14 protein-coding genes are annotated in these 18,705 nt (G+C 71.9%); 5 read left to right on the top strand and 9 right to left on the bottom strand.

Translation table 11 applies throughout. The annotated features are described in order from the left end of the window. Positions 1-110: 110 nt before the first annotated feature. Positions 111-1,682 (bottom strand): carbohydrate-binding protein, encoded by a 1,572-nt coding sequence (locus ACZ6RT_RS23390; protein WP_470156073.1) that lies wholly within the window; start codon positions 1,680-1,682, stop codon positions 111-113. Between the two features lie 591 nt (positions 1,683-2,273). Between ACZ6RT_RS23390 and ACZ6RT_RS23385 the strand changes: the two genes are divergently transcribed. Beyond that, positions 2,274-3,854 (top strand): right-handed parallel beta-helix repeat-containing protein, encoded by a 1,581-nt coding sequence (locus ACZ6RT_RS23385; RefSeq protein ID WP_470156071.1) that lies wholly within the window; start codon positions 2,274-2,276, stop codon positions 3,852-3,854. A 64-nt stretch (positions 3,855-3,918) separates the two neighbouring features. Here ACZ6RT_RS23385 and ACZ6RT_RS23380 read toward each other — a convergent pair whose 3' ends face one another. After that, positions 3,919-4,608 (bottom strand): thermonuclease family protein, encoded by a 690-nt coding sequence (locus ACZ6RT_RS23380; RefSeq protein WP_470156069.1) that lies wholly within the window; start codon positions 4,606-4,608, stop codon positions 3,919-3,921. A gap of 173 nt (positions 4,609-4,781) precedes the next feature. On the opposite strand from ACZ6RT_RS23380, the gene ACZ6RT_RS23375 reads away from it, so the two are divergent. Beyond that, entirely contained in the window at positions 4,782-5,048 is a 267-nt protein-coding gene (locus ACZ6RT_RS23375) for a hypothetical protein (RefSeq protein ID WP_470156068.1), read from the top strand. Here ACZ6RT_RS23375 and ACZ6RT_RS23370 read toward each other — a convergent pair. The 4 genes from ACZ6RT_RS23370 to ACZ6RT_RS23355 all read right to left on the bottom strand — a co-directional run bounded on the left by ACZ6RT_RS23370 (position 5,021) and on the right by ACZ6RT_RS23355 (position 9,987). Then, positions 5,021-7,405, bottom strand: coding sequence for a hypothetical protein (locus tag ACZ6RT_RS23370; RefSeq protein WP_470156066.1), 2,385 nt, complete (start codon positions 7,403-7,405; stop codon positions 5,021-5,023). The two genes, ACZ6RT_RS23375 and ACZ6RT_RS23370, sit on opposite strands and share 28 nt — an antisense overlap. Before the next feature lie 238 nt (positions 7,406-7,643). Beyond that, positions 7,644-8,348 carry a class I SAM-dependent methyltransferase gene (locus tag ACZ6RT_RS23365; RefSeq protein ID WP_470156064.1) on the bottom strand — a complete coding sequence of 235 codons (705 nt, stop codon included), beginning with the start codon at positions 8,346-8,348 and terminating at the stop codon, positions 7,644-7,646. Between the two features lie 71 nt (positions 8,349-8,419). After that, on the bottom strand, positions 8,420-9,487 hold the full coding sequence (locus tag ACZ6RT_RS23360) for a glucose-1-phosphate thymidylyltransferase (protein WP_399193074.1): 1,068 nt from the start codon (positions 9,485-9,487) through the stop codon (positions 8,420-8,422). A 125-nt stretch (positions 9,488-9,612) separates the two neighbouring features. Beyond that, on the bottom strand, positions 9,613-9,987 hold the full coding sequence (locus tag ACZ6RT_RS23355; protein ID WP_399193072.1) for a GtrA family protein: 375 nt from the start codon (positions 9,985-9,987) through the stop codon (positions 9,613-9,615). Between the two features lie 184 nt (positions 9,988-10,171). Between ACZ6RT_RS23355 and ACZ6RT_RS23350 the strand changes: the two genes are divergently transcribed. Continuing rightward, entirely contained in the window at positions 10,172-11,167 is a 996-nt protein-coding gene (locus ACZ6RT_RS23350; protein WP_470156062.1) for a glycosyltransferase family 2 protein, read from the top strand. Here the strand turns inward: ACZ6RT_RS23350 and ACZ6RT_RS23345 are convergent. Both ACZ6RT_RS23345 and rffA read right to left on the bottom strand, forming a co-directional pair. Next, complete coding sequence (locus ACZ6RT_RS23345) at positions 11,118-12,005, bottom strand: GNAT family N-acetyltransferase (protein WP_470156060.1); 888 nt, start codon at positions 12,003-12,005, stop codon at positions 11,118-11,120. The genes ACZ6RT_RS23350 and ACZ6RT_RS23345 overlap by 50 nt on opposite strands. Beyond that, positions 12,002-13,198, bottom strand: coding sequence for a dTDP-4-amino-4,6-dideoxygalactose transaminase (gene rffA, locus ACZ6RT_RS23340; RefSeq protein WP_399193066.1), 1,197 nt, complete (start codon positions 13,196-13,198; stop codon positions 12,002-12,004). The genes ACZ6RT_RS23345 and rffA overlap by 4 nt, the downstream gene beginning before the upstream one ends. A gap of 498 nt (positions 13,199-13,696) precedes the next feature. On the opposite strand from rffA, the gene ACZ6RT_RS23335 reads away from it, so the two are divergent. Then, the gene (locus ACZ6RT_RS23335) at positions 13,697-14,956 is read left to right on the top strand and encodes a nucleotide sugar dehydrogenase (RefSeq protein ID WP_470156058.1); all 1,260 of its coding nucleotides are present in this window, start codon (positions 13,697-13,699) and stop codon (positions 14,954-14,956) included. 90 nt (positions 14,957-15,046) lie between these two features. On the opposite strand, the gene ACZ6RT_RS23330 is transcribed toward ACZ6RT_RS23335, so the two are convergent. Further along, the gene (locus tag ACZ6RT_RS23330; RefSeq protein WP_470156057.1) at positions 15,047-15,430 is read right to left on the bottom strand and encodes a carboxymuconolactone decarboxylase family protein; all 384 of its coding nucleotides are present in this window, start codon (positions 15,428-15,430) and stop codon (positions 15,047-15,049) included. A gap of 503 nt (positions 15,431-15,933) precedes the next feature. Here ACZ6RT_RS23330 and ACZ6RT_RS23325 point away from each other — a divergent pair. After that, positions 15,934-18,594 (top strand): glycoside hydrolase family 3 N-terminal domain-containing protein, encoded by a 2,661-nt coding sequence (locus tag ACZ6RT_RS23325; RefSeq protein WP_470156055.1) that lies wholly within the window; start codon positions 15,934-15,936, stop codon positions 18,592-18,594. The last annotated feature ends 111 nt before the right edge of the window (positions 18,595-18,705 follow it).

The raw sequence follows: 18,705 nt of genomic DNA, 5'->3' as shown, positions 1-18,705 counted from the left end.
GGGGACGGGGGCGGGACCTCACGACCCGCCCCCGCCCCCCGCTCCCCGCCCGCCCGTGCCGCGCCGGCCGGTGGAGGGACCGTGCGGCGCCGATCGGCAGGTGGAGGCCGTTACGGCGTCACGGGCCTGCCGCCGAAGGTCACGACGAGGCGGCCGTCCGCGGCGAAGGACCAGCCCAGTGCGCCGGTGTAGGAGGAGCAGCGGGAGCCGTTCGAGCCGGACCAGAACTGGTTCGAGGCGTCGGAGTTGCCGATGATCCGGTCGTTGGACCCGCTGTCGCACGAGGTGTTGTTGCGGAACACCGACGAGCCGCCGTCGAAGTTGAAGTTGCGCTCGGTGTTGCCGACGCCGACGTTGTTCGACACCGTCATCGTGCCGAGGTTGCGGTTGTAGGTGAACCCGTGCTTGCCGTTGTTGTAGGCGATGTTGCGCCGGACGACGTGGTCGACCGAGATGTCCTCGCCGCCGAGCTTGTAGCCGTTGCGGTCGCCGTTGCCGGCCTGGCCGCCGTTGCTGAGGGTGCCGTTGTCGTAGGCGAGGGAGTCCTCGATGGTCACCGCGCCGATCGGGCCGGTGTCGGTCTTGGTGAACAGGTCCCAGCCGTCGTCGATGTTGTTGTGGGCGACGGCGTACCGGAAGACGTTGCCCGGGCCCGAGGTGAGCTTGGCGGCGAAGCCGTCGGCGTCCTCGCCGTCGGAGTCGGCGTTGTCGTGCGACTCCACGCTCACGATGAGGTTGCGGGACGGCCACTGCTCCCGGGGCGCCCCGGCCACCAGCCGCGAGAGCTGCAGCCCGGTGTCGCGGTTGAAGCGCGTCACCGTGCGCTCGATGATGTTGTCGTTGCCGCCCAGGAGGATCCCGTTGTCACCGGCCCGCTCGACGACGATGCCGTGGATGTGCCAGAACGATCCGCCCACGGCGAGGCCGCGGTTGGCCGGGTCCTCGCTCTGGGCCGAGAAGTTCAGCACCGGGGTCTCACCGGGGTAGGCGGAGATCTTCTTGCGGGCGGCCGAGGTGCCGTTGTTGCCCGGCGCGATGGTGACCGTCTGCGAGAAGTCGTAGCGCCCGCCGCGCATGGAAATCGTCCCGCCGGGGGCGATGCGGGTGATCGCGGAGGTGAGCGTCGTCGGGGCCGCCTGCGTCCCGGGCGCGCCGTCGGTGCCGTTCGGCGCCACGTAGAGCGTGTCGCCCGGGGGCGGCGGCGGTGGCGTGCCGCCCGCCTCCACGTCGATGTGGTCGATGTTCGGCAGACCGGCGCTGCCGGTGGGGTTGAACCGGATCGTGTTGTTTCCCGCGTTCAGGGTGACGGTCAGCGTCTTGGTGACCCAGGTGCTCCATGCTCCCGTGCCCTCGAACGACACCGTCTGCGCGGCCGCGCCGTTGACGGTCAGGCTGACGGGACGGCTGCTGCCGGTCCCGCTGGCGAAGCGCACCGCGAGCGTCGCCGTGCCCGCGGCCGAGGCGTTCACGGTGAACTGGGCGTGGGCGCCTGCGGCGTTGGTGCCGTTGCAGAAGCCGGTGCCGGAGTATCCGGCGTGGTTGGAGTCGATGGTGCCGGTGCAGACCGCGGGCGAGGTCTCGGCCTCGTAGCGGGTGGGCGCGGCGTGCGCGGCGGATGGTGACACTCCGACGAGCGCGACGGCGAGCAGGCCGGCGCATGTGGTGACGGCTTTGAGGCGCATCCTTCGTCTCCATGGGTCGGTAAGCGCTTTCCTAGATGGAGCGAAGCTAAGCACGCTCCGGCGGGCATGGGAAGGGCCCGCGTGCGGACGGGGCCGTCCGCGGCGCGGCGGCCCACCGGCTCGCGGCACGCCGGCCGGGGTCATCATCGGCGGAAAGGGGAGGGCGCCCGCGGTCGTGTCCCGCGGCCGCGCGACCGTGAAAGTTTCAGGGCGGGAGCGGCGATCGCGGGCCCGGACGGCACGCCCGGCTCCCGCCGTCCGTCACGGGTCCGGGCGTGCCACCACCGGTGCGATACCGCAGGACACACTGTTTTCTCGCGCTTTTTGCAAGCGGTTGTTGCAGGAATCACGAGAAGACCAGGCGAAATACCCGGTGGTATGTGCAGCTTCTCCGGGACGTATTGACGTTTCCGCGATGTGACGCGAATGTGTCTGCAACCGGTTGTTCACGGCGCGGTCCCCGGTGGCCCTCATGACCGCCGCGCCGGGACGGTACGGTCGGCGACGGCGTGCAGCGGGGCGGGGCGGACGGCCCCCGGCGGACCGAGGGCCTGAAGATCCGGAAGAACCGACGACCCTTGGAGACCAAGGATGCGCCTGACGCCTCTTCACGCGTGCGTCGCCCTGCTGGCCGGTGTGCTCGTCGCACTGCCGGTGAACGCGGCGCACGCCGCGCCCACCCGCTACGAGGCCGAGACCTCGCCCGCGGTCTGCACCGGCACCATCGACTCCAACCACGCCGGATACTCCGGCACCGGCTTCTGCAACGGCACCAACGCCGCAGGCGCCCACGCCCAGTTCACCGTGAACGCCACCACCGCGGGCACGGCGACCCTGGGCATCCGGTTCGCCAACGGCACCGCGGCCCGCGCGGCCGCTCTGATCGTCAACGGGGCCACCGTGCGGACCCTCCCGTTCGCGGGCACCGGCGCGTGGTCGACGTGGGCCACCACGACCGTGACCGTCCCGCTGAACGCCGGCGCCAACACCGTCCGGCTGAACCCGACGACCGCCCTCGGCCTGCCCAACCTCGACCGTCTCGACGTCGAGACCGGCGACCAGCCGCCGCCGGCCGGCACGCTGTACGTCGCCACCGACGGCGACGACGCCGCCCCGGGCACGCAGGCGTCACCGCTGCGGACGATCCAGCGGGCCGTGGACCTGGCGCAGCCGGGGCACACGATCGTCATCCGCGGTGGCACCTACGCGCCGAGCACCAACATCCAGATCCTCAAGAACGGCACGCCGGGCCTGCCCATCACGATGCGCAACCACGACGGCGAGCGGGTCGTCATCGACGGGGAGAACATGCCCCACACGCCCGGCGCGGTCGGCGCCGGCATCCCGCGCCCCGAGCGGGGCGCCGTCCACATCGAGGGCGACTGGTGGCGCCTGATCGGCCTGGAGATCGTCCACGGCCCGTACGGCGTCTTCGGCCTGGACGTCAACAACACCGTCTTCGACCGCCTGATCACCCGGGACAACTACGAGTCGGGCCTGCACCTCCAGGGCGCCTCCGGCGGCAACCAGATCATCGACCTGGACGCCTACGGCAACCGCGACCCCCGCAAGAACGGCGAGAGCGCCGACGGCCTGGCCATCAAGGAGGGCTCGGGAAGCGGCAACGTGGTGCGCGGCGCCCGGCTGTGGAACAACTCCGACGACGGCCTGGACTTCTGGATGTTCCTGTCCCCGATCACCGTGGAGTCGTCGGTGGCCTGGGGCAACGGGTTCAACCGGTGGAACCTGCCCGACTACACCGGGGACGGCAACGGCTTCAAGCTCGGCGGCGGCGACCCTGACCCGGCGGCCGACCACGTGATCCGCAACTCGATCGCGTTCGACAACGCGGTCGGCGGTTTCATCGACAACGGCAACCCCGGCCGGTTGACCGCCGACCGCAACACCGCCTGGCGCAACGGCGGCACCGGGTTCGACTTCGCCGACTCCGACTCCACCCTCACCAGGAACCTGTCGGTGGCGAACGCGACGCAGGTCTCGCTCGGCTCGTCGTCCTCGGGCTCGGGCAACTCCTGGAACCTCGGCGGCACCTGGACCTTCGCCGGCACCGACCCCGGCACGATCACCGGCCCCCGCGCGGCGGACGGCTCGATCCCGTCCTCGTCCTTCCTGCGCCCGTCCAACGGCGCCGACGTCGGGGCACGTCTCTGACCGGGGAGACGATCCCGGCTCCGAAGGCTCCCGTGCCACGGGCACGGGAGCCTTCGCCGTCCGGTCAGCGCTCGCAGACCACCCCGTCGCCGTCGCGGTCCTGGTACCAGGCGTACTCGGGGTCGGTCCCGCGCCGGTAGGGCCCGTGCCCGGCGGCGTTGGCCGCCGCGCAGGTGGGGAAGCGTGGATCGTTCCCACCTGCGGTCGGGTCCGGCCTCGGGGTGGGACGCGGCGCCGGGGTGGGGGCCGGGGCGGAGGCGGTGTCGCATCTGCCCGACCAGACGCGCAGCCGCTCCCGCTTGGCCTTGGCCTGCTCGGCGCGCATCACCGCGATGTACCGGTCGTTGGGCTTGTACAGCACGGCCTTGCCGTAGCCGTGGCGGACGAGGTTGCGGTTGACGAACACCCCGCCGCCGTTCCAGGCGTAGTACAGGGAACGGCCGTAGCGGTCCTTCGGCGCCTTGTCCGCGAGCAGGTACGTCGTCCTGCCGACGGGCAGCAGGGAGGCGGTGCGCCTGGTGGCCGCCTGGAACCAGCACTCCCCGTGCTCGGGGGTGTCGACCTGCAGGAGGCGTACCCGGACGGGGGAGCCGGTGCGGGTGAAGCGGACGTCGATCGTGTCGCCGTCCACGATCTTCACCACCGTCGCCTTCTTCGTGCCCTTCGGCACGGGGGAGGCTTCGGCGGGTGACGCCATGGCCACGGGCACGGCGAGGACGGCGGCGAGCAGGGACGCTCTGATGGTGCGGATCACGGGGCTCCTTCGCGCAGGATGGAGCCTTGACCGTAGCCTTATGCGTTCAATTCGGTACACATAGTGATCAACCTGAAACGCGTGAGAATCCTTCATATTGCAGGTCGTCCTTATACGAGGAGGGCGATGTCGCCATATCCAGTCAGAACGCGAAGGAGGGGCGAGGGGGTGCCGTGAAAAGGGTGAAACGGTCATCTGGAAATCTGCTGGGCCGTTCGGCCGTCCCGACCGGCGTGGCGGTCTTCCCCGGGGACGCGGGGATCCGCCGGATCGCCGAGCGGGACGACAACGTCGTGCACTGGTCGGAGTTCGGCCGGGGCGGTCACTTCGCCGCCATGGAGGCCCCGGGCCTCCTGGTCGACGACGTCCGGGCGTTCTTCCGCCCGCTCCGCCGACCTCCGAGACCCCGCCCTCACGCCGGGGCGTCGGGAAGCCGGTAGACGGCGTAGTCACCGGAGCGGAACAGCGGCGTCGCGAACCTCCCGAGCCCGGGGGAGACGTTCCCGCGGTGCTCGTCGGCCAGCAGCCAGCGCACCCCGTGACGATCCCGCAGCCGCCGCACGGCGTCGTCCGTGGGCGCCGCGAAGACCGCGTCGTTCAGCCCGATGAGCTCGGCGTCCCAGAACGGCAGGTGCAGCGTCGGCATGCCCGGCCTCCACCGTGCCGTGTTCCGCGCGGTGTACGTCCACCCCTCGACCAGCACGCGCCGCTCGGTCAGCGCGGAGACCCAGAAGTGCCGGCCGTCGCACGGCTCCTCCATGCCCCAGCGGCAGTGCGCGTTCGTGGCGACCAGCTCGTCCGGGCGCGAGTGGGCCCGCAGCCACCGTCCCGCGGCGAGCGCGCCCGGCGGGGGCGCCTTCACGGTCACGGTGCCCGGCGCCGTCCGTACGGCGGTGGGCTGCCCGGTCCCCGCGCCGCCGGACACGACCGTCAGCACGCGCGCGTGCACCCCGGCGGGCAGGCCGACGGCCGCGAGCGCGGTGACCACCAGGGCCCAGGCGCGCAGCCGCCCCCGGGTGAGGGTCAGCACGGCCGTGACCACCACGGTGACGGCCAGCAGCAGCGCGTACGGCCGGTGGAGCAGGGTGTCGGGCGCACCCGGCGCGAGCGGGATCCTGACCCCGCAGACGAACGGGATCAGGTACGCCGCGCCCACTCCGGCGCCGGCCGCGTAGAGTGTCGCGCGGAGCGACTGCCCGGCGCGCCGCAGCAGGACCGCGATCCCGAGGGCCGTGACGGCGGCCAGGTAGGGGTAGGCACCCCAGAGGAAGAACAGCTGGCTGCGGCCGGGATGGCCGAGCAGGAGGGCCGCGCCGAGGCCGGCCGCGCCGATGCCGAGCATCAGCGTCACCCCGGGACGGGCCAGCAGCCGGGGCCGGCACAGCAACCCCGAGATCCCGCCCCAGGTGATCGTCCAGCCGAGCAGGAACACCGCGACGATCCCCAGGGTGGACAGCGGCGAGGGAACGGTCCCGATCCCGGCGCCGGTCATCGCCGCCCAGGCCGTCCGCATGAAGGAGAAGGGGTCGACGACGAGTGCCTGCTTCGCTCCGCCGAACAGCACGAACTGCGCGAGCAGGAAGCACGTCGCGGTCATCCCGAGCGCGACGAGCGCGGGCCGGGAGGGCCTGCGCCACCTGATCGCCCCGGTCAGGACCACCGCCAGCAGCCCGGCACCCAGGAGCGGCAGGTACGTGGCCTTGGCGCCCGCCGTCGCCACCAGGAAGATCCCCAGCAGCGGCCAGTGCCCGGCGGTCCGACGCCGGTGTTCGAGGAGGTCGACCAGGAGCAGGACGACGGGCGCGAACAGCAGGGCGCCGAACATCTGGGTGGGGCTCACCCAGATCAGGTCGGGGATCCCTCCCCAGGTGGTGAACGCCCCGCTCCGGCCCAGGTAGAGGCTCGGTGTCGTCACCAGCACCGTGCCGGCCGCGGTCAGCGCCGCCCCCGTCCAGGAGCCGGTGATCCGCCGCCCGGTCATCCCGGCCAGGACGGTGAACGCGGCCAGCACGGGAAGCATGCCCAGGCGGAGCAGCAGGACCAGGGGTTCCAGGCCGGTGACCCAGCTCGCCGCGGCCAGGTGCGCGTAGACGAACCAGTGGTAGAGCAGCGGCTCCCCGGCGACCATCGGTACCGTGGGCGGCATGTGGTGCCTCAGCTCACCGGTCAGCGCCAGGTGGTACGGCATGTCGGGGAAGGCGTTCCCGAGCGCGGGCCAGGTCAGGGCGTTGCGCGCGAAGAACGACACCGCGCTCCAGGCGAGCAGGTAGGCGAAGAGCAGCGCCAGCGACCAGGACCACCAGGCCGGCGCCCTCACCAGCCGGGACGGGTCGCCCCTCCACTGCCGGCGCAGCCGCGGCACGACCAGGAAGAGCAGGCAGGTGGCGACCGGCCAGACCAGGACGAGCAGCGGCGCCCCCAGGGCGCGGGCTGCGGCGTAGGCGAAGACCTCCACGGCGTAGCCGAGCGCCAGCCCGAGCGCGACCTCCTCGGCGAAGGTGCGCCTGGCCCCGTACAGCAGCCGCAGGACCAGCACGCCGGGCAGGCCCACGCCCACCGCGACGTAGAGGAGGAACAAGGCCGCGTCGGTGCCCGGGACGCCGTGGTGGTACAGCACGGCCCCGGCCAGGACGGTCGCCGCCACGGCGGGCGCCCATCCGGCCAGGCGTCCGGTCCCGCGGGGCGGCGCGTCCCGCGGGCCGGGCTCCCGCTCCGTGGGAGGCTCGCCCGCCTCGCCGTCCCCGACGGTCAGCAGCGGCCCCGGTGAGGGACGGCGATGGAGCGGAGTTTCTACCATGCGCCGAGCCTCGTGAAACGAGCGTCCCTCACGGCCCTCGGCGCTCGCACCCGGTGATGTCTTTCCGGGTCCTTTGCCGTTCGCCAGGTCACCGCGTCGCGGACGCGGCCGTTCACGACGGCACGGGGCCGGGGACGCCGGAGGCCGGGCACGGTGCGGTCCGGGATCCGCGGGACGTGCGGTCCGGGGCCGGTGCGGCCCGGAGTCCCCGGAGTTCACGGGCCGGGGACGCCACAGGTCAGGGGCGGTGAGCCCGCACCATGAGCGAGACGCCGGGCAGCGAGGTGACCGGCAGGTACCTCTCGGCCATCACCACGGCCCGCAGGCCCATGTTCACCAGGCGCGGGGTCTCCGTCACGTCCGAGCCCGCGGTGTGCCTCCTGCGCCGGGCCACGACCGGCCGCAGCAGGACGTTCCAGCTCCACATCCGGTCGACGACCAGGCCCGCGCCGGTCAGCAGGGCTCCCAGGTCCTCGCGGGTGTACCGGCGGACGTGGCCGGACGCCACGTCGTGCGCGGACCACAGGGCCATGTCGCAGGGGACCGCGATCAGCGCCGTGCCGCCCGGCCGGAGCACGCGCGCCAGCTCGCCGGCGGCCCGGTCGTCCTCCTCGATGTGCTCCAGCACGTCGAACGCCATCACCAGGTCGAACTCCGCCCCGGGCAGGGGCAGGTCCCGCGCGTCGGCGTGGATCGCCCGCAGCCCGCGCTCCCTGGCGAGCTCCACCGCGAGCTCGGAGAAGTCCGCCACCAGGGCGTCCCAGCCGTGCTCGACCAGCACGCGGGTGTTCCCGCCCCCGGCCGCGCCGACGTCGAGCGCCCTGCCCGGCGGACCGAGCCTGCGCAGCTCCCGGAGCTCGCGGGCGAGGATGGCGCGCCGCTCGCGGTACCACCAGTGGCGGTCCTCCAGCTCGACCGTACGGCGGATCTCCGTGGCCTCCATGCGTCCTCCCAGACGTGTGCCTCGATGTCGCGGTGCCCCGGCGGGGCGGGGCGGGATGGTGCGCCCGTGCCTCAGGCGCGCAGCTGCACCCGGCTGTGGTCGCCGACCATGAGCTGGTGCGTGTCGGGCAGCCCGACGGCCCTGGTGACCTCCACGTTCCGGCCGATCAGCGAGCGGGTCAGCGGCGAGACGCCCCTGACGACGGAGTCGGCCAGGATGATGCTGTACTCCACCCCTGCCTCCTCCAGCACGCAGCCCTCGCCGATCGAGGTGTAGGGGCCGACGTAGGAGCCGTCGATCCTGGCGTTGGCGCCGATGACGGCCGGGCCGCGGATCACCGACCCGCGCACCGTCGCGCCCGGCCCGATGTCGACGCGCCCGGTTATCTCCGAGGCCGCGTCCACCGTCCCCCGGACGGTCGTCTCGATCGCCTCCAGGACCATGCGGTTGCACTCCAGCATGTCCTGCAGGCGGCCGGTGTCCCTCCAGTAGCCGGTGACGAAGTGCGAGTGCACGCGACGGCCGTTGTCGATCAGCCAGGTGATCGCGTCGGTGATCTCCAGCTCGTCGCGGGCCGAGGGGACGATCGCCCGGACCGCCTCGTGGATGGCGGGGGAGAAGGTGTAGACGCCGACGATCGCGAGGTCGCTGCGCGGGTTCTCCGGCTTCTCCTGCAGGGCGATGATCTCCCCGTCCGGTCCCAGCTCGGCCACCCCGTAGAACTGGGGCTCGGTCACCTTGGTGAGCAGGATCTGCGCGTCGTGGTCGGACGCGCGGAAGGCGTCCACCAGGCCGGCGATGCCGTCCAGCAGGAAGTTGTCGCCCAGGTACATCACGAAGGGCTCGTCGCCCAGGAAGTCGCGGGCGATCAGCACGCAGTGGGCCAGGCCGAGCGGCGCCTCCTGCTGGATGTAGGTGACCTCCAGGCCGAACGCCGAGCCGTCGCCCACGGCGGCGCGGACCTCCGCGCCGGTCTCGCCGACGACGATGCCGACACTGGTGATCCCGGCGTCCCTGATCGCCTCCAGTCCGTAGTGCAGCACCGGTTTGTTGGCGACCGGAACGAGTTGTTTCGCGGACGTGTGGGTGAGCGGGCGCAGCCTCGTTCCCCTGCCCCCCGCCAGCACAAGTGCCTTCATCGATTCTGGCCCCTTCCACCGGGACCGCGTGGCCACGGCGGCCGGTGGATCCCGTTGAAAACTACGGGGGGATCCGGACGGCGCCCGTTCGCCGCAATGGCCTTTGCGGAGAAAGGGGAGCGTTTTCAACCGGGCCGGACGTTCACCCGCTCGCGGAACGTCCAGGCGCGGTGGACCGCGTACGTCACCGTGGGACTGATGACGAGGATCACCGCCTGCGCCGCCATCACGGGAAGGCGGCACAGCTCCACCAGCACCGGGAGCCCGGCCAGGGACGCCCCCAGGAAACCGAGGCCGACCGCGTAGAAGCGCAGGTAGCCCGCGATCCACGACCGGCCGCGCGTGCGGAACACCACCAGCCGATACCACGGGTAGACGATCACCACGGTCGTCAGATGGGCCGCCATCGCCAATAGAAGGTAGGAGACCGCATCGTTCACGACGAGCAATGCCAGGCCCAGGAGAGCGTAATAGAGCAGGGCCGTCGTGGCGCTGGCCATCAGGTATGTGATGCGCTGGCCACCACGAGAGGAGATAAAACCTCCTCGCCAGAAAAATAAACGTTTTTCGCGATTGGTCCGATTTTCCGCTTGTACCATATCCGGCCGTTCAATCGTGTTCATCATCGCGGCACATGATGCTAGCTCGCTGTGAGACGTAATCGGGGGATCAATGTCCGTGTCGGTGGTCATTCCGTGTTACCGCTCCGCGCGGACCCTTCCGGCACTGGTGACGGGTGTCGTCGCGGTCCTGCGCGAGCTCTCCGTCCGGTATGAGGTGATCCTCGTCGTCGACGGGAGCCCTGACGACACCTGGCGGGCCGCCACCGAGCTGGCGCAGCGCGTCGAGGGGGTACGGGCGCTGCACCTGTCGCGCAACTACGGCCAGCACAACGCGCTGGTCGCCGGGATCAGGGAGGCCGAGTGCGAGGTGGTCGTCACCATGGACGACGACCTGCAGCACCCTCCCGGGCAGATCCCCCTGCTGCTGGCCGCCCTGGAGGACGACGGCCTGGACCTGGTGTACGGCGTGCCGCACCGCGAGGAGCACGGGCTCGTCCGCAACCTGGCCTCCCGGTCGGTCAAGACCGCCATGGCCGGTGGGCTGGGGATCCGCACCGCGCGGACGATCAGCGCCTTCCGGGCCTTCCGCACCCGGCTGCGCGACGGTTTCCAGCAGCTGTCCGGGCCGCACGCCTGCGTCGACGTGGCCCTGTCCTGGGCCACCACCCGGGTGGGGGCGGTCGGGGTGGAGATGAGCGAGCGCGGTCACGGACGGTCCAACTACACCCCCGGCATGCTGCTGCGGCACGCGGTCAACATGCTCCTGGGCTACAGCGCGGCCCCGCTCCGCGCGGCCAGCTACCTGGGGTTCCTGATCGGCACCGTCGGCCTGCTGCTGGGCGGTGTCGTGCTCTGGCGCTTCGCCAGCGGGGACACCACCGTGGCCGGGTTCACCACGATCGCGTCGATGATCACGCTCTTCTCCTCGGCCCAGCTGATCTCCGTGGGCGTGCTCGGCGAGTACGTCGGGCGCATCCACGGCAACGGCATGGGCCGGCCGACCTACGTGGTGTGCGAGCGCGTCGGGTCCCCGGCCGGGCCGGCCGTTCCCCGGCAGCCGGGCGGCGCTAGCGTCGCCGTCCACGCAGCAGCCGGCTCCGGACCAGGTGAACGGTGAGGAAGGTGTGCACGGGCTCGAACCCGTACCGGGCCCAGGCCCGCTGCACGCCGGTGTTGTGCCCCTGGGTGGAGATGACGACCTCCCGCCCGCCCCGGGCCAGGGTGCGCTCCTCCACCGCGGCCAGCAGGTGGGCGTAGAGGCCCTGCCCGCGCGCGCGTGAGACGACCCCGGCGAGCAGGATCTCGGTGGCCCCGTCGTCCTCGGAGAGCGTCGCCAGCGCGAGGACCCCGCCCCCGTCGTCCCCGCCCTCGTTCCCGTTCCCGTCTCCGTTCCCGGCTCCGTCCCCGTCCCCGGAAGGGGCGGGAAGGGGAGGCGCGGTCACCGCGGCACGGGCGCCGTCCGCGTCCCGCTCCCGCAGGGCCACGCACCTGCCGGACGCGGCCGAGCGCACCGCCCACTCCCGGTACCCCTCCAGCGCGGCCGCGGCGTCGAACAGCGGGTTGGCCACGTAGTGGCTGCGGTAGGCGGCGAAGATGTCGGAGACCGGGCCGGGCACGGCCGCCGGGGGGAGCGGGCCGCCGGTCAGCAGGTCCGTCCGCGGCCTCGGCGCGCGGCCCCGTCCCGCGCGCAGCCGCCAGTAGGCCAGCGAGTCCGCGAGCACGGCGGTACGGCCGAGCGAGGTCAGCTCGGCGAACCAGCCGACGTGCCCGGCCGGGTAGCGGAGCACGATGACGTCGGCCGCCGACCCCAGGACGGCCTCGCGGACCGGTTCGAAGGACGGCCCGGCCCCCGCGGGGACGGTCAGGCGCTCCACCGGGCGGCCGAACCGGGCCGAGTCGAACGGGGCCCGCACGGTCCGGGGCACCTGGTTCCCGGTCATCTCCCGCCAGCTCACCGGCGCACCTCGTGGTCGAGCACGGCCTCGACCACGCGCGTCACCCCGGCGTCGTCCAGGTCGGCGAAGAGCGGCAGCCGTACCAGGCGGTCGGCGACGTCCTCGGTGACCGGGCATCCCCCCGGGGCCACCCGGCCGTAGCGCAGGCCCGCCGGGGCGGTGTGCAGCGGCTGGTAGTGGAACGCCGCCTGCACGCCCCTGCCGGCGAGGTGGGCGATGAACGCCTGCCTGGTGTCCAGGTCGGGCAGCAGCAGGTGGTACAGGTGCGCCGGGTGCTCGCGGTCGCCGGGGACCGTCGGCCGCCGGACCCCGTTGGCGGCGGCCCAGTCCGCCAGGTCGGCGTGGTACCTGTGCCAGGCCCACTGCCGCATGGTCTGGATCTTCTCGAACGACTCCAGCTGAGAGGTGAGCTGCGCGGCGAGGACGTCGGAGGGCAGGTAGCTGGAGCCGATGTCGACCCACCGGTACCGGTCCACCTGACCGCGGAAGAAGCGCCCGCGGTCGGTGCCCTTCTCCCGGACGATCTCGGCGCGGGCGGCGAGCTCCGCGTCGTTCACCAGCAGCGCGCCGCCCTCACCGCACTGCACGTTCTTGGTCTCGTGGAAGCTCTGCGCCGCCATGCAGCCGAACGACCCCAGCGGGCGCCCCCGGTAGGAGCCGCCGAGACCGTGGGCGTTGTCCTCGACCAGGGCCAGGCCGTGCCGCCCGGTCACGGCGAGGATCGGCTCCATCTCGCAGCCGACCCCGGCGTAGTGGACGACGACGACGGCGCGGGTGCGGTCGGTGATCGCCGCCTCCAGCATCGTCTCGTCCAGGTTCAGGGTGTCGGGCCTGCAGTCGACGAAGACCGGCACCGCCCCGCGCAGGGCGTAGGCGTTGGCCGTCGAGACGAAGGTGAACGAGGGCATGATCACCTCGTCGCCGGGCCTGAGGTCGAGCAGCAGCGCCGACATCTCCAGCGCGTGCGTGCAGGAGGTGGTCAGCAGCACCTGCCGCGCCCCGGTCATCTCCCGGAGCAGCGCGGCGGCCCTCCGGGTGAACGGCCCGTCCCCGGACGTGGAGCCCAGGCGCACGGCCTCGGACAGATAGTCGATCTCGTTGGCCGAGACGTACGTCCGGTTGAAGGGAACGGCCGGCGCCGGGCGGCCGGAATTCGGCGGAAGGACGCGAGAAGAAGCGCCGCCCGCGGTCAACGGACCCTCTTCTTCGATTCGGCGCCGATGTCGCGCATGGAATACACGGCTGAATGCTACGTACCCCGCTCCGTTCCGGAGCGGAGCGACATGCGGGCGGACGGGTCTGTTGTACGTGCCGTCGCGGCACCTTTACCCGGTTCACCGAGCTGCGAGGACGCCGTAATATCCACAAGAGCCGGATATCTTCTATTTATAAGCATATGGTGTTCGGAACGGCCCGCGCCGGGACACCGACCGGCGCGGGCCGCGAACCACGGCCGAACCGTTCCCGGAGTGATTCCCGGCCGGTCCCGAGCCGGTCCACGAGGGCCGGAGCGTCGATTCCAGGCCGTTTCCCGGCCGGTTCCAGGCCGTTCCCGGGACGATTCCAGGCCGTTTCCGGGACGATTCCCGGGCGGCGACACGCCCGGTTCACCGCCTGATCGGTGCCGGGAGAACATTCCCTCCTAAAGTCGTTTCGTATTCTCCTTTTTCCGAGGCGACGGAGGTCCTGCCGTGGGAGAGAAGCTGGTCGTGGTCGGCCAGGGATATGTCGGCCTGCCTCTCGCGATGCGGGCCGTCGCGGCGGGATTCGACGTGGTGGGCGTCGACGTCGACGAACGGCGGGTCAAGCGCCTCAACGCGACCGAGTCCTACGTCGAGGACGTCGGCGACGACGCGCTGTCCGCCGCCCACCGCTCGGGCCGCTACCTGGCGAGCGCCGACTACGGCGCCGCCGGGGACTTCGACGTCTGCGTGATAACCGTGCCGACGCCGCTCCGCGACGGCGTGCCGGACCTGCGCCACATCGCCGCGGCCGGGGAGGCGGTCGCCCCGCTGCTGCGGCGGGGCGCCGCGGTCGTGCTGGAGTCCACCACCTATCCGGGCACCACCGAGGAGTACCTGCTGCCCCTGCTGGAGGAGGGGTCCGGACTGCGCGCGCCCGAGGACTTCCACCTCGGCTACAGCCCGGAACGGATCGACCCGGGCAACGGGCACTGGCGCCTGGAGAACACCCCCAAGGTGGTCTCCGGCATCGACGCGGCCTCCCTGGAACGGATCCGGGCGTTCTACGCGCGGCTCGTCGACCAGGTCGTCCCGGTCTCCTCACCGCAGGTGGCCGAGCTGTGCAAGCTCCTGGAGAACACCTTCAGGCACGTCAACATCGCCCTGGTGAACGAGCTGTCGATCTTCGCGCAGCAGCTGGGCATCGACGTCTGGGAGGCCATCGACGCCGCCTCCACCAAGCCCTTCGGCTACATGCGCTTCACCCCCGGCCCCGGGGTCGGCGGGCACTGCCTGCCGATCGACCCGTCGTACCTGTCGTGGAAGGTCAAGCGCAGCCTGGGGCACAACTTCCAGTTCGTGGAACTGGCCAACGACATCAACCGCCACATGCCGGACCAGGTGGTACGCCGGCTGGGGCTCGCGCTGAACCGGTCGCGCAAGCCGGTCAACGGCAGCCGGGTGCTCGCGCTGGGCCTGGCGTACAAGAAGAACGCGGGCGACTGCCGTGAGTCGCCCGCGATCGACGTGGTCAGGGGCCTGCGCAAGCTGGGTGCCGACGTGCGGGCCGCCGACCCGCACGTGGACTCCTTCCTGCTGCCGCCGGGGATCGAGGTGGTCGCGTTCTCCGAGCGGGAGCTGGCCGAGGCCGACGCGGTGGTGGTCCTCACCGACCACGACTGCTTCGACTACGCGCTCGTCCAGCGGGCGAGCGCCTTCGTCCTCGACACCCGCAACCGCTGCCGCGGGCCCAACGTCGAGAGGCTCTGACCGGCGGCCGATCCGCGACGGGCCGCCCGGGCCGCCCGGGCCGCTCACAGGGCCGCCAGGGGCCGCCCCGTCCCGGTCCCCGGCGGGCCGCTACGAGCGCAGGACGCGGGCGATCAGTTCCTCGACCTGGGTGTTCAGCCGGGATCCCCGGGGCCAGCCGGCGTAGTGGGTGAGGAAGACGACGATCTCGCGCAGCTCGCCGGGAGTGAGGTCGCCGGTCCGGATCGCCGCGTCCAGCTGCACCTCGACGGGGTCGTCCATGCCCTGGCCGACGAGCAGGCCGAGCAGGAGCAGCCGCCGGTCGCGGTTGGAGATGCCCTCCCTGGACCACACCTCGGCGAACAGGTGCTCGACCGTCATCCCGAAGAAGTCGCCGGGCCCCTCCCCGTCGTGGTCCCCGCCGTGGACCTTTCTCATGATCTCCGGTCCGCGGGCCCGGCGTTCGGGGGTGATCTCGTCCGCGTGGTCGCTCATGGGTCACTCCAAGTCCGTCGGCCGGCCGTTCCGGGTCGAGGGCGGCTCCCGGAGGTCTCGATCCCGAGGGCCCGTGCGAGTTCCGGCGCCCGGGGGAGCTCCTTCACTCCCAGGATTCTGACATGTAGGAATATGTCCTACCCCAGATTCCGGCACGGGTGGCGCGATGGAGCGCACACTCCGGCGACGTTTTTGATCTACATCGTAAAGGCGTCGGACGGTGAGTCCTGAAGGCGGGCAGCACCCCCGGGCGACACGCTGAGAGCGCTCTCTCTAAAGGATCCGTCCGACCGCCGCTCCGGAGCGACACGGGATGATCCCGATGGTGAGACCCCTGGTAGAAGCGTTTTTCGTCGCCCGGCGGGTTCGCGGGACGACGCTTCGGCCGAGAGAGCGCTCCCGCGAGCCTATTGACTAGGTCGCGTCACAGCGTCAGGATCTGCCAAGTGCGGACTCCGGGGGGACCGCCGTGACCGTCGCAGTGCCTCGAGAACGGACCCTCGATGATCAGACCCTTCGCCCGCCCGGGCGCCCGCAGGAGCGGATTCGCGGTGCTCGCGAGTCTCGCCGTGCTGGCCACCGGGACGGCCGGCATCCCGAGCGCGGGAGCCGAGAGCGCGACCGGAGGCCGGCAACCGGTGATCGGCAAGCCGGCCCTGGACTTCCGCGGCTGTGCCCGCATCGAGAAGAAGCTGCCCACCCTGACCGAGTGGCCGAAGGTCAAGAGCAGGATCGGGCAGAACCGGCTCCAGGAGCGCCGGATCGCGAAGATCCTCGCGGGCATGACGCTCGCCGAGAAGGTCGGCCAGATGACCCAGCCGGAGATCACCGCGATCACCCCCGCGGAGGTCGGGCAGTACTTCATCGGCTCGGTGCTCAACGGCGGCGGCGCGTGGCCGAACCGCGACAAGCACGCCGCGCCCAAGGCCTGGCTCGACCTCGCCGACGCCTACTGGAACGCCTCCGTCTCCACCCGGACGAAGATCCCGGTGATCTGGGGCATCGACGCCGTGCACGGCAACAACAACGTCTACGGCGCGACGGTCTTCCCGCACAACATCGGCCTGGGCGCGGCGCAGGACCCGTGCCTGGTCCGTGACATCGGCGCGGCGACCGCCCGGCAGATCCGCGCCACCGGCCAGGACTGGGCGTTCGCGCCGACCCTCGCCGTCCCCCTCGACGACCGGTGGGGCCGTACCTACGAGGGCTTCTCCGAGGACCCCCGCATCACCCGCGCCTACGGGTACGAGGCCGTCAAGGGCCTGCAGGGCAGGCACCCCTGGGGGATCGGCCAGGACGGCGTGATCGCCACCGCCAAGCACTTCATCGGTGACGGCGGCACCCTCAAGGGCGTGGACCAGGGCGTCAACCCCTCGTCCGAGGCCGAGATGATCAACGTGCACGGCCAGGGCTACTACGGCGCTCTCGCGGCCGGCGCCCAGAGCGTGATGGTCTCGTTCAACAGCTGGACCAACGCCGAGCTCGGCATCGACGAGGGCAAGCTGCACGGCAGCAAGCGCGCCCTGGACGAGATCCTCAAGAAGAAGATGGGCTTCGACGGCGTCGTCGTCTCGGACTGGAACGGCATCGGCCAGGTCGCCGGCTGCACCAACGCGAGCTGCGCCAAGGCCGTCAACGCGGGCATCGACGTGGTGATGGTGCCCAACGACTGGAAGGCGTTCATCGCCAACACGATCGCCCAGGTGGAGAGCGGCGAGATCCCGATGGCGCGGATCGACGACGCGGTCACCCGCATCCTGCGGGTGAAGCTGCGCGCCGGTGTGCTCGACGGGCCCAAGCCCTCCAAGCGGGCCTTCGCCGGGTCGGCCGACGCGCTGGAGGCTCGCAGGCTCGCCAGGGAGGCCGTGCGCAAGTCGCAGGTCCTGCTGAAGAACAACGGCAAGGTGCTGCCGCTGGCGGCCGACTCCAAGGTCCTGGTGGTGGGCAAGAGCGCCGACAGCCTGCAGAACCAGACCGGCGGCTGGACGCTCACCTGGCAGGGCACCGGCAACGTCAACGCCGACTTCCCCAACGGCACGACGATCCTCGGCGGCCTGCGCGAGGCGCTGGGCGAGGCCGACGTCACCTTCAGCGAGACCGGCGAGGGCGTCGACCCGTCGGCGTTCGACGCGGTCGTCGCGGTGATCGGCGAGACCCCGTACGCCGAGGGTGTCGGGGACCTGGCGCGGCGCTCGCTGGAGGCCGCCAGGCTCTACCCCGGTGACCTGGCCGTGCTCGACCGGGTCAGCGGCAAGGGCGCGCCGGTCGTCACCGTCTACGTCAGCGGCCGGCCGATGTGGGTGAACAAGGAGCTCAACCGCTCCGACGCCTTCGTCGCCGCGTGGCTGCCGGGCACCGAGGGCGGCGGCGTCGCCGACCTGCTGGTGCGGGGCAAGCACCGCGAGGGCTACACCGGCAAGCTGCCGTTCTCGTGGCCGAAGGGCGCCTGCCAGACGCCGCTGAACCCCGGCACCGAGGGGTACGACCCGCTCTTCGCGCTCGGGTACGGCCTGCGCAACGGCCAGACCGCCCAGGTGGGGACGCTGGACGAGACCTCGCCGACCGGTTGTGGCCAGCAGGGCGGCGGTGGCGAGGCCGGTGAGGATCTGGAGATCTTCAACCGGACGGACGTCGCGCCGTACAAGAGCCTGATCGGTTCGGCGGAGAACTGGGGCGGCACCGAGATCGGCGCCGACGGCCGGGCGGCGCACGCCGAGATCAGCGTGGAGCCCGCGGACGTCAACGTGCAGCAGGACGGCCTGAAGGCGACCTGGAGCGGCACCGGCCCGGCCCAGATCTACATGCAGGACCCGGCCGGAGGCTCGGACCTGCGGGGGTACCTCAACGCCGGTGGGGCGCTGGTCTTCGACACGATCGTGCACCAGGCCCCGTCCGCCAGGACGGTGCTGAGCGTGCACTGCGTCTACCCGTGCTTCTCCGAGGTGGTGGCGACCTCCCTGTTCCAGGGGATCCCGGTCGGCACCAGGACGACGGTCAAGATTCCCGTCTCGTGCTTCGCCGCGGGGGGTCTGGACCTGGAGGTGGTGAACACGCCGTTCCTGGTCTACACCGAGGGGACCTTCTCGGCCTCGTTCGCCAACGTCCGCTGGGTGCCGAAGGCGGCCGGTGATCCCGACGCCAGGAAGTGCGAGGACCTGACCTAGGGTCCGGTGCGCCGAGGGTCCCGGGGGGGGGGGGGGGGGGGGGGGGGGGGGGGGGGGGGGGGGGGGGGGGGGGGGGGGGGGGGGGGGGGGGGGGGGGGGGGGGGGGGGGGG

The sequence above is a fragment of the Streptosporangium sp. NPDC050148 genome (assembly GCF_055586505.1).
This window is presented reverse-complemented; position numbering and strand designations above follow the sequence as displayed.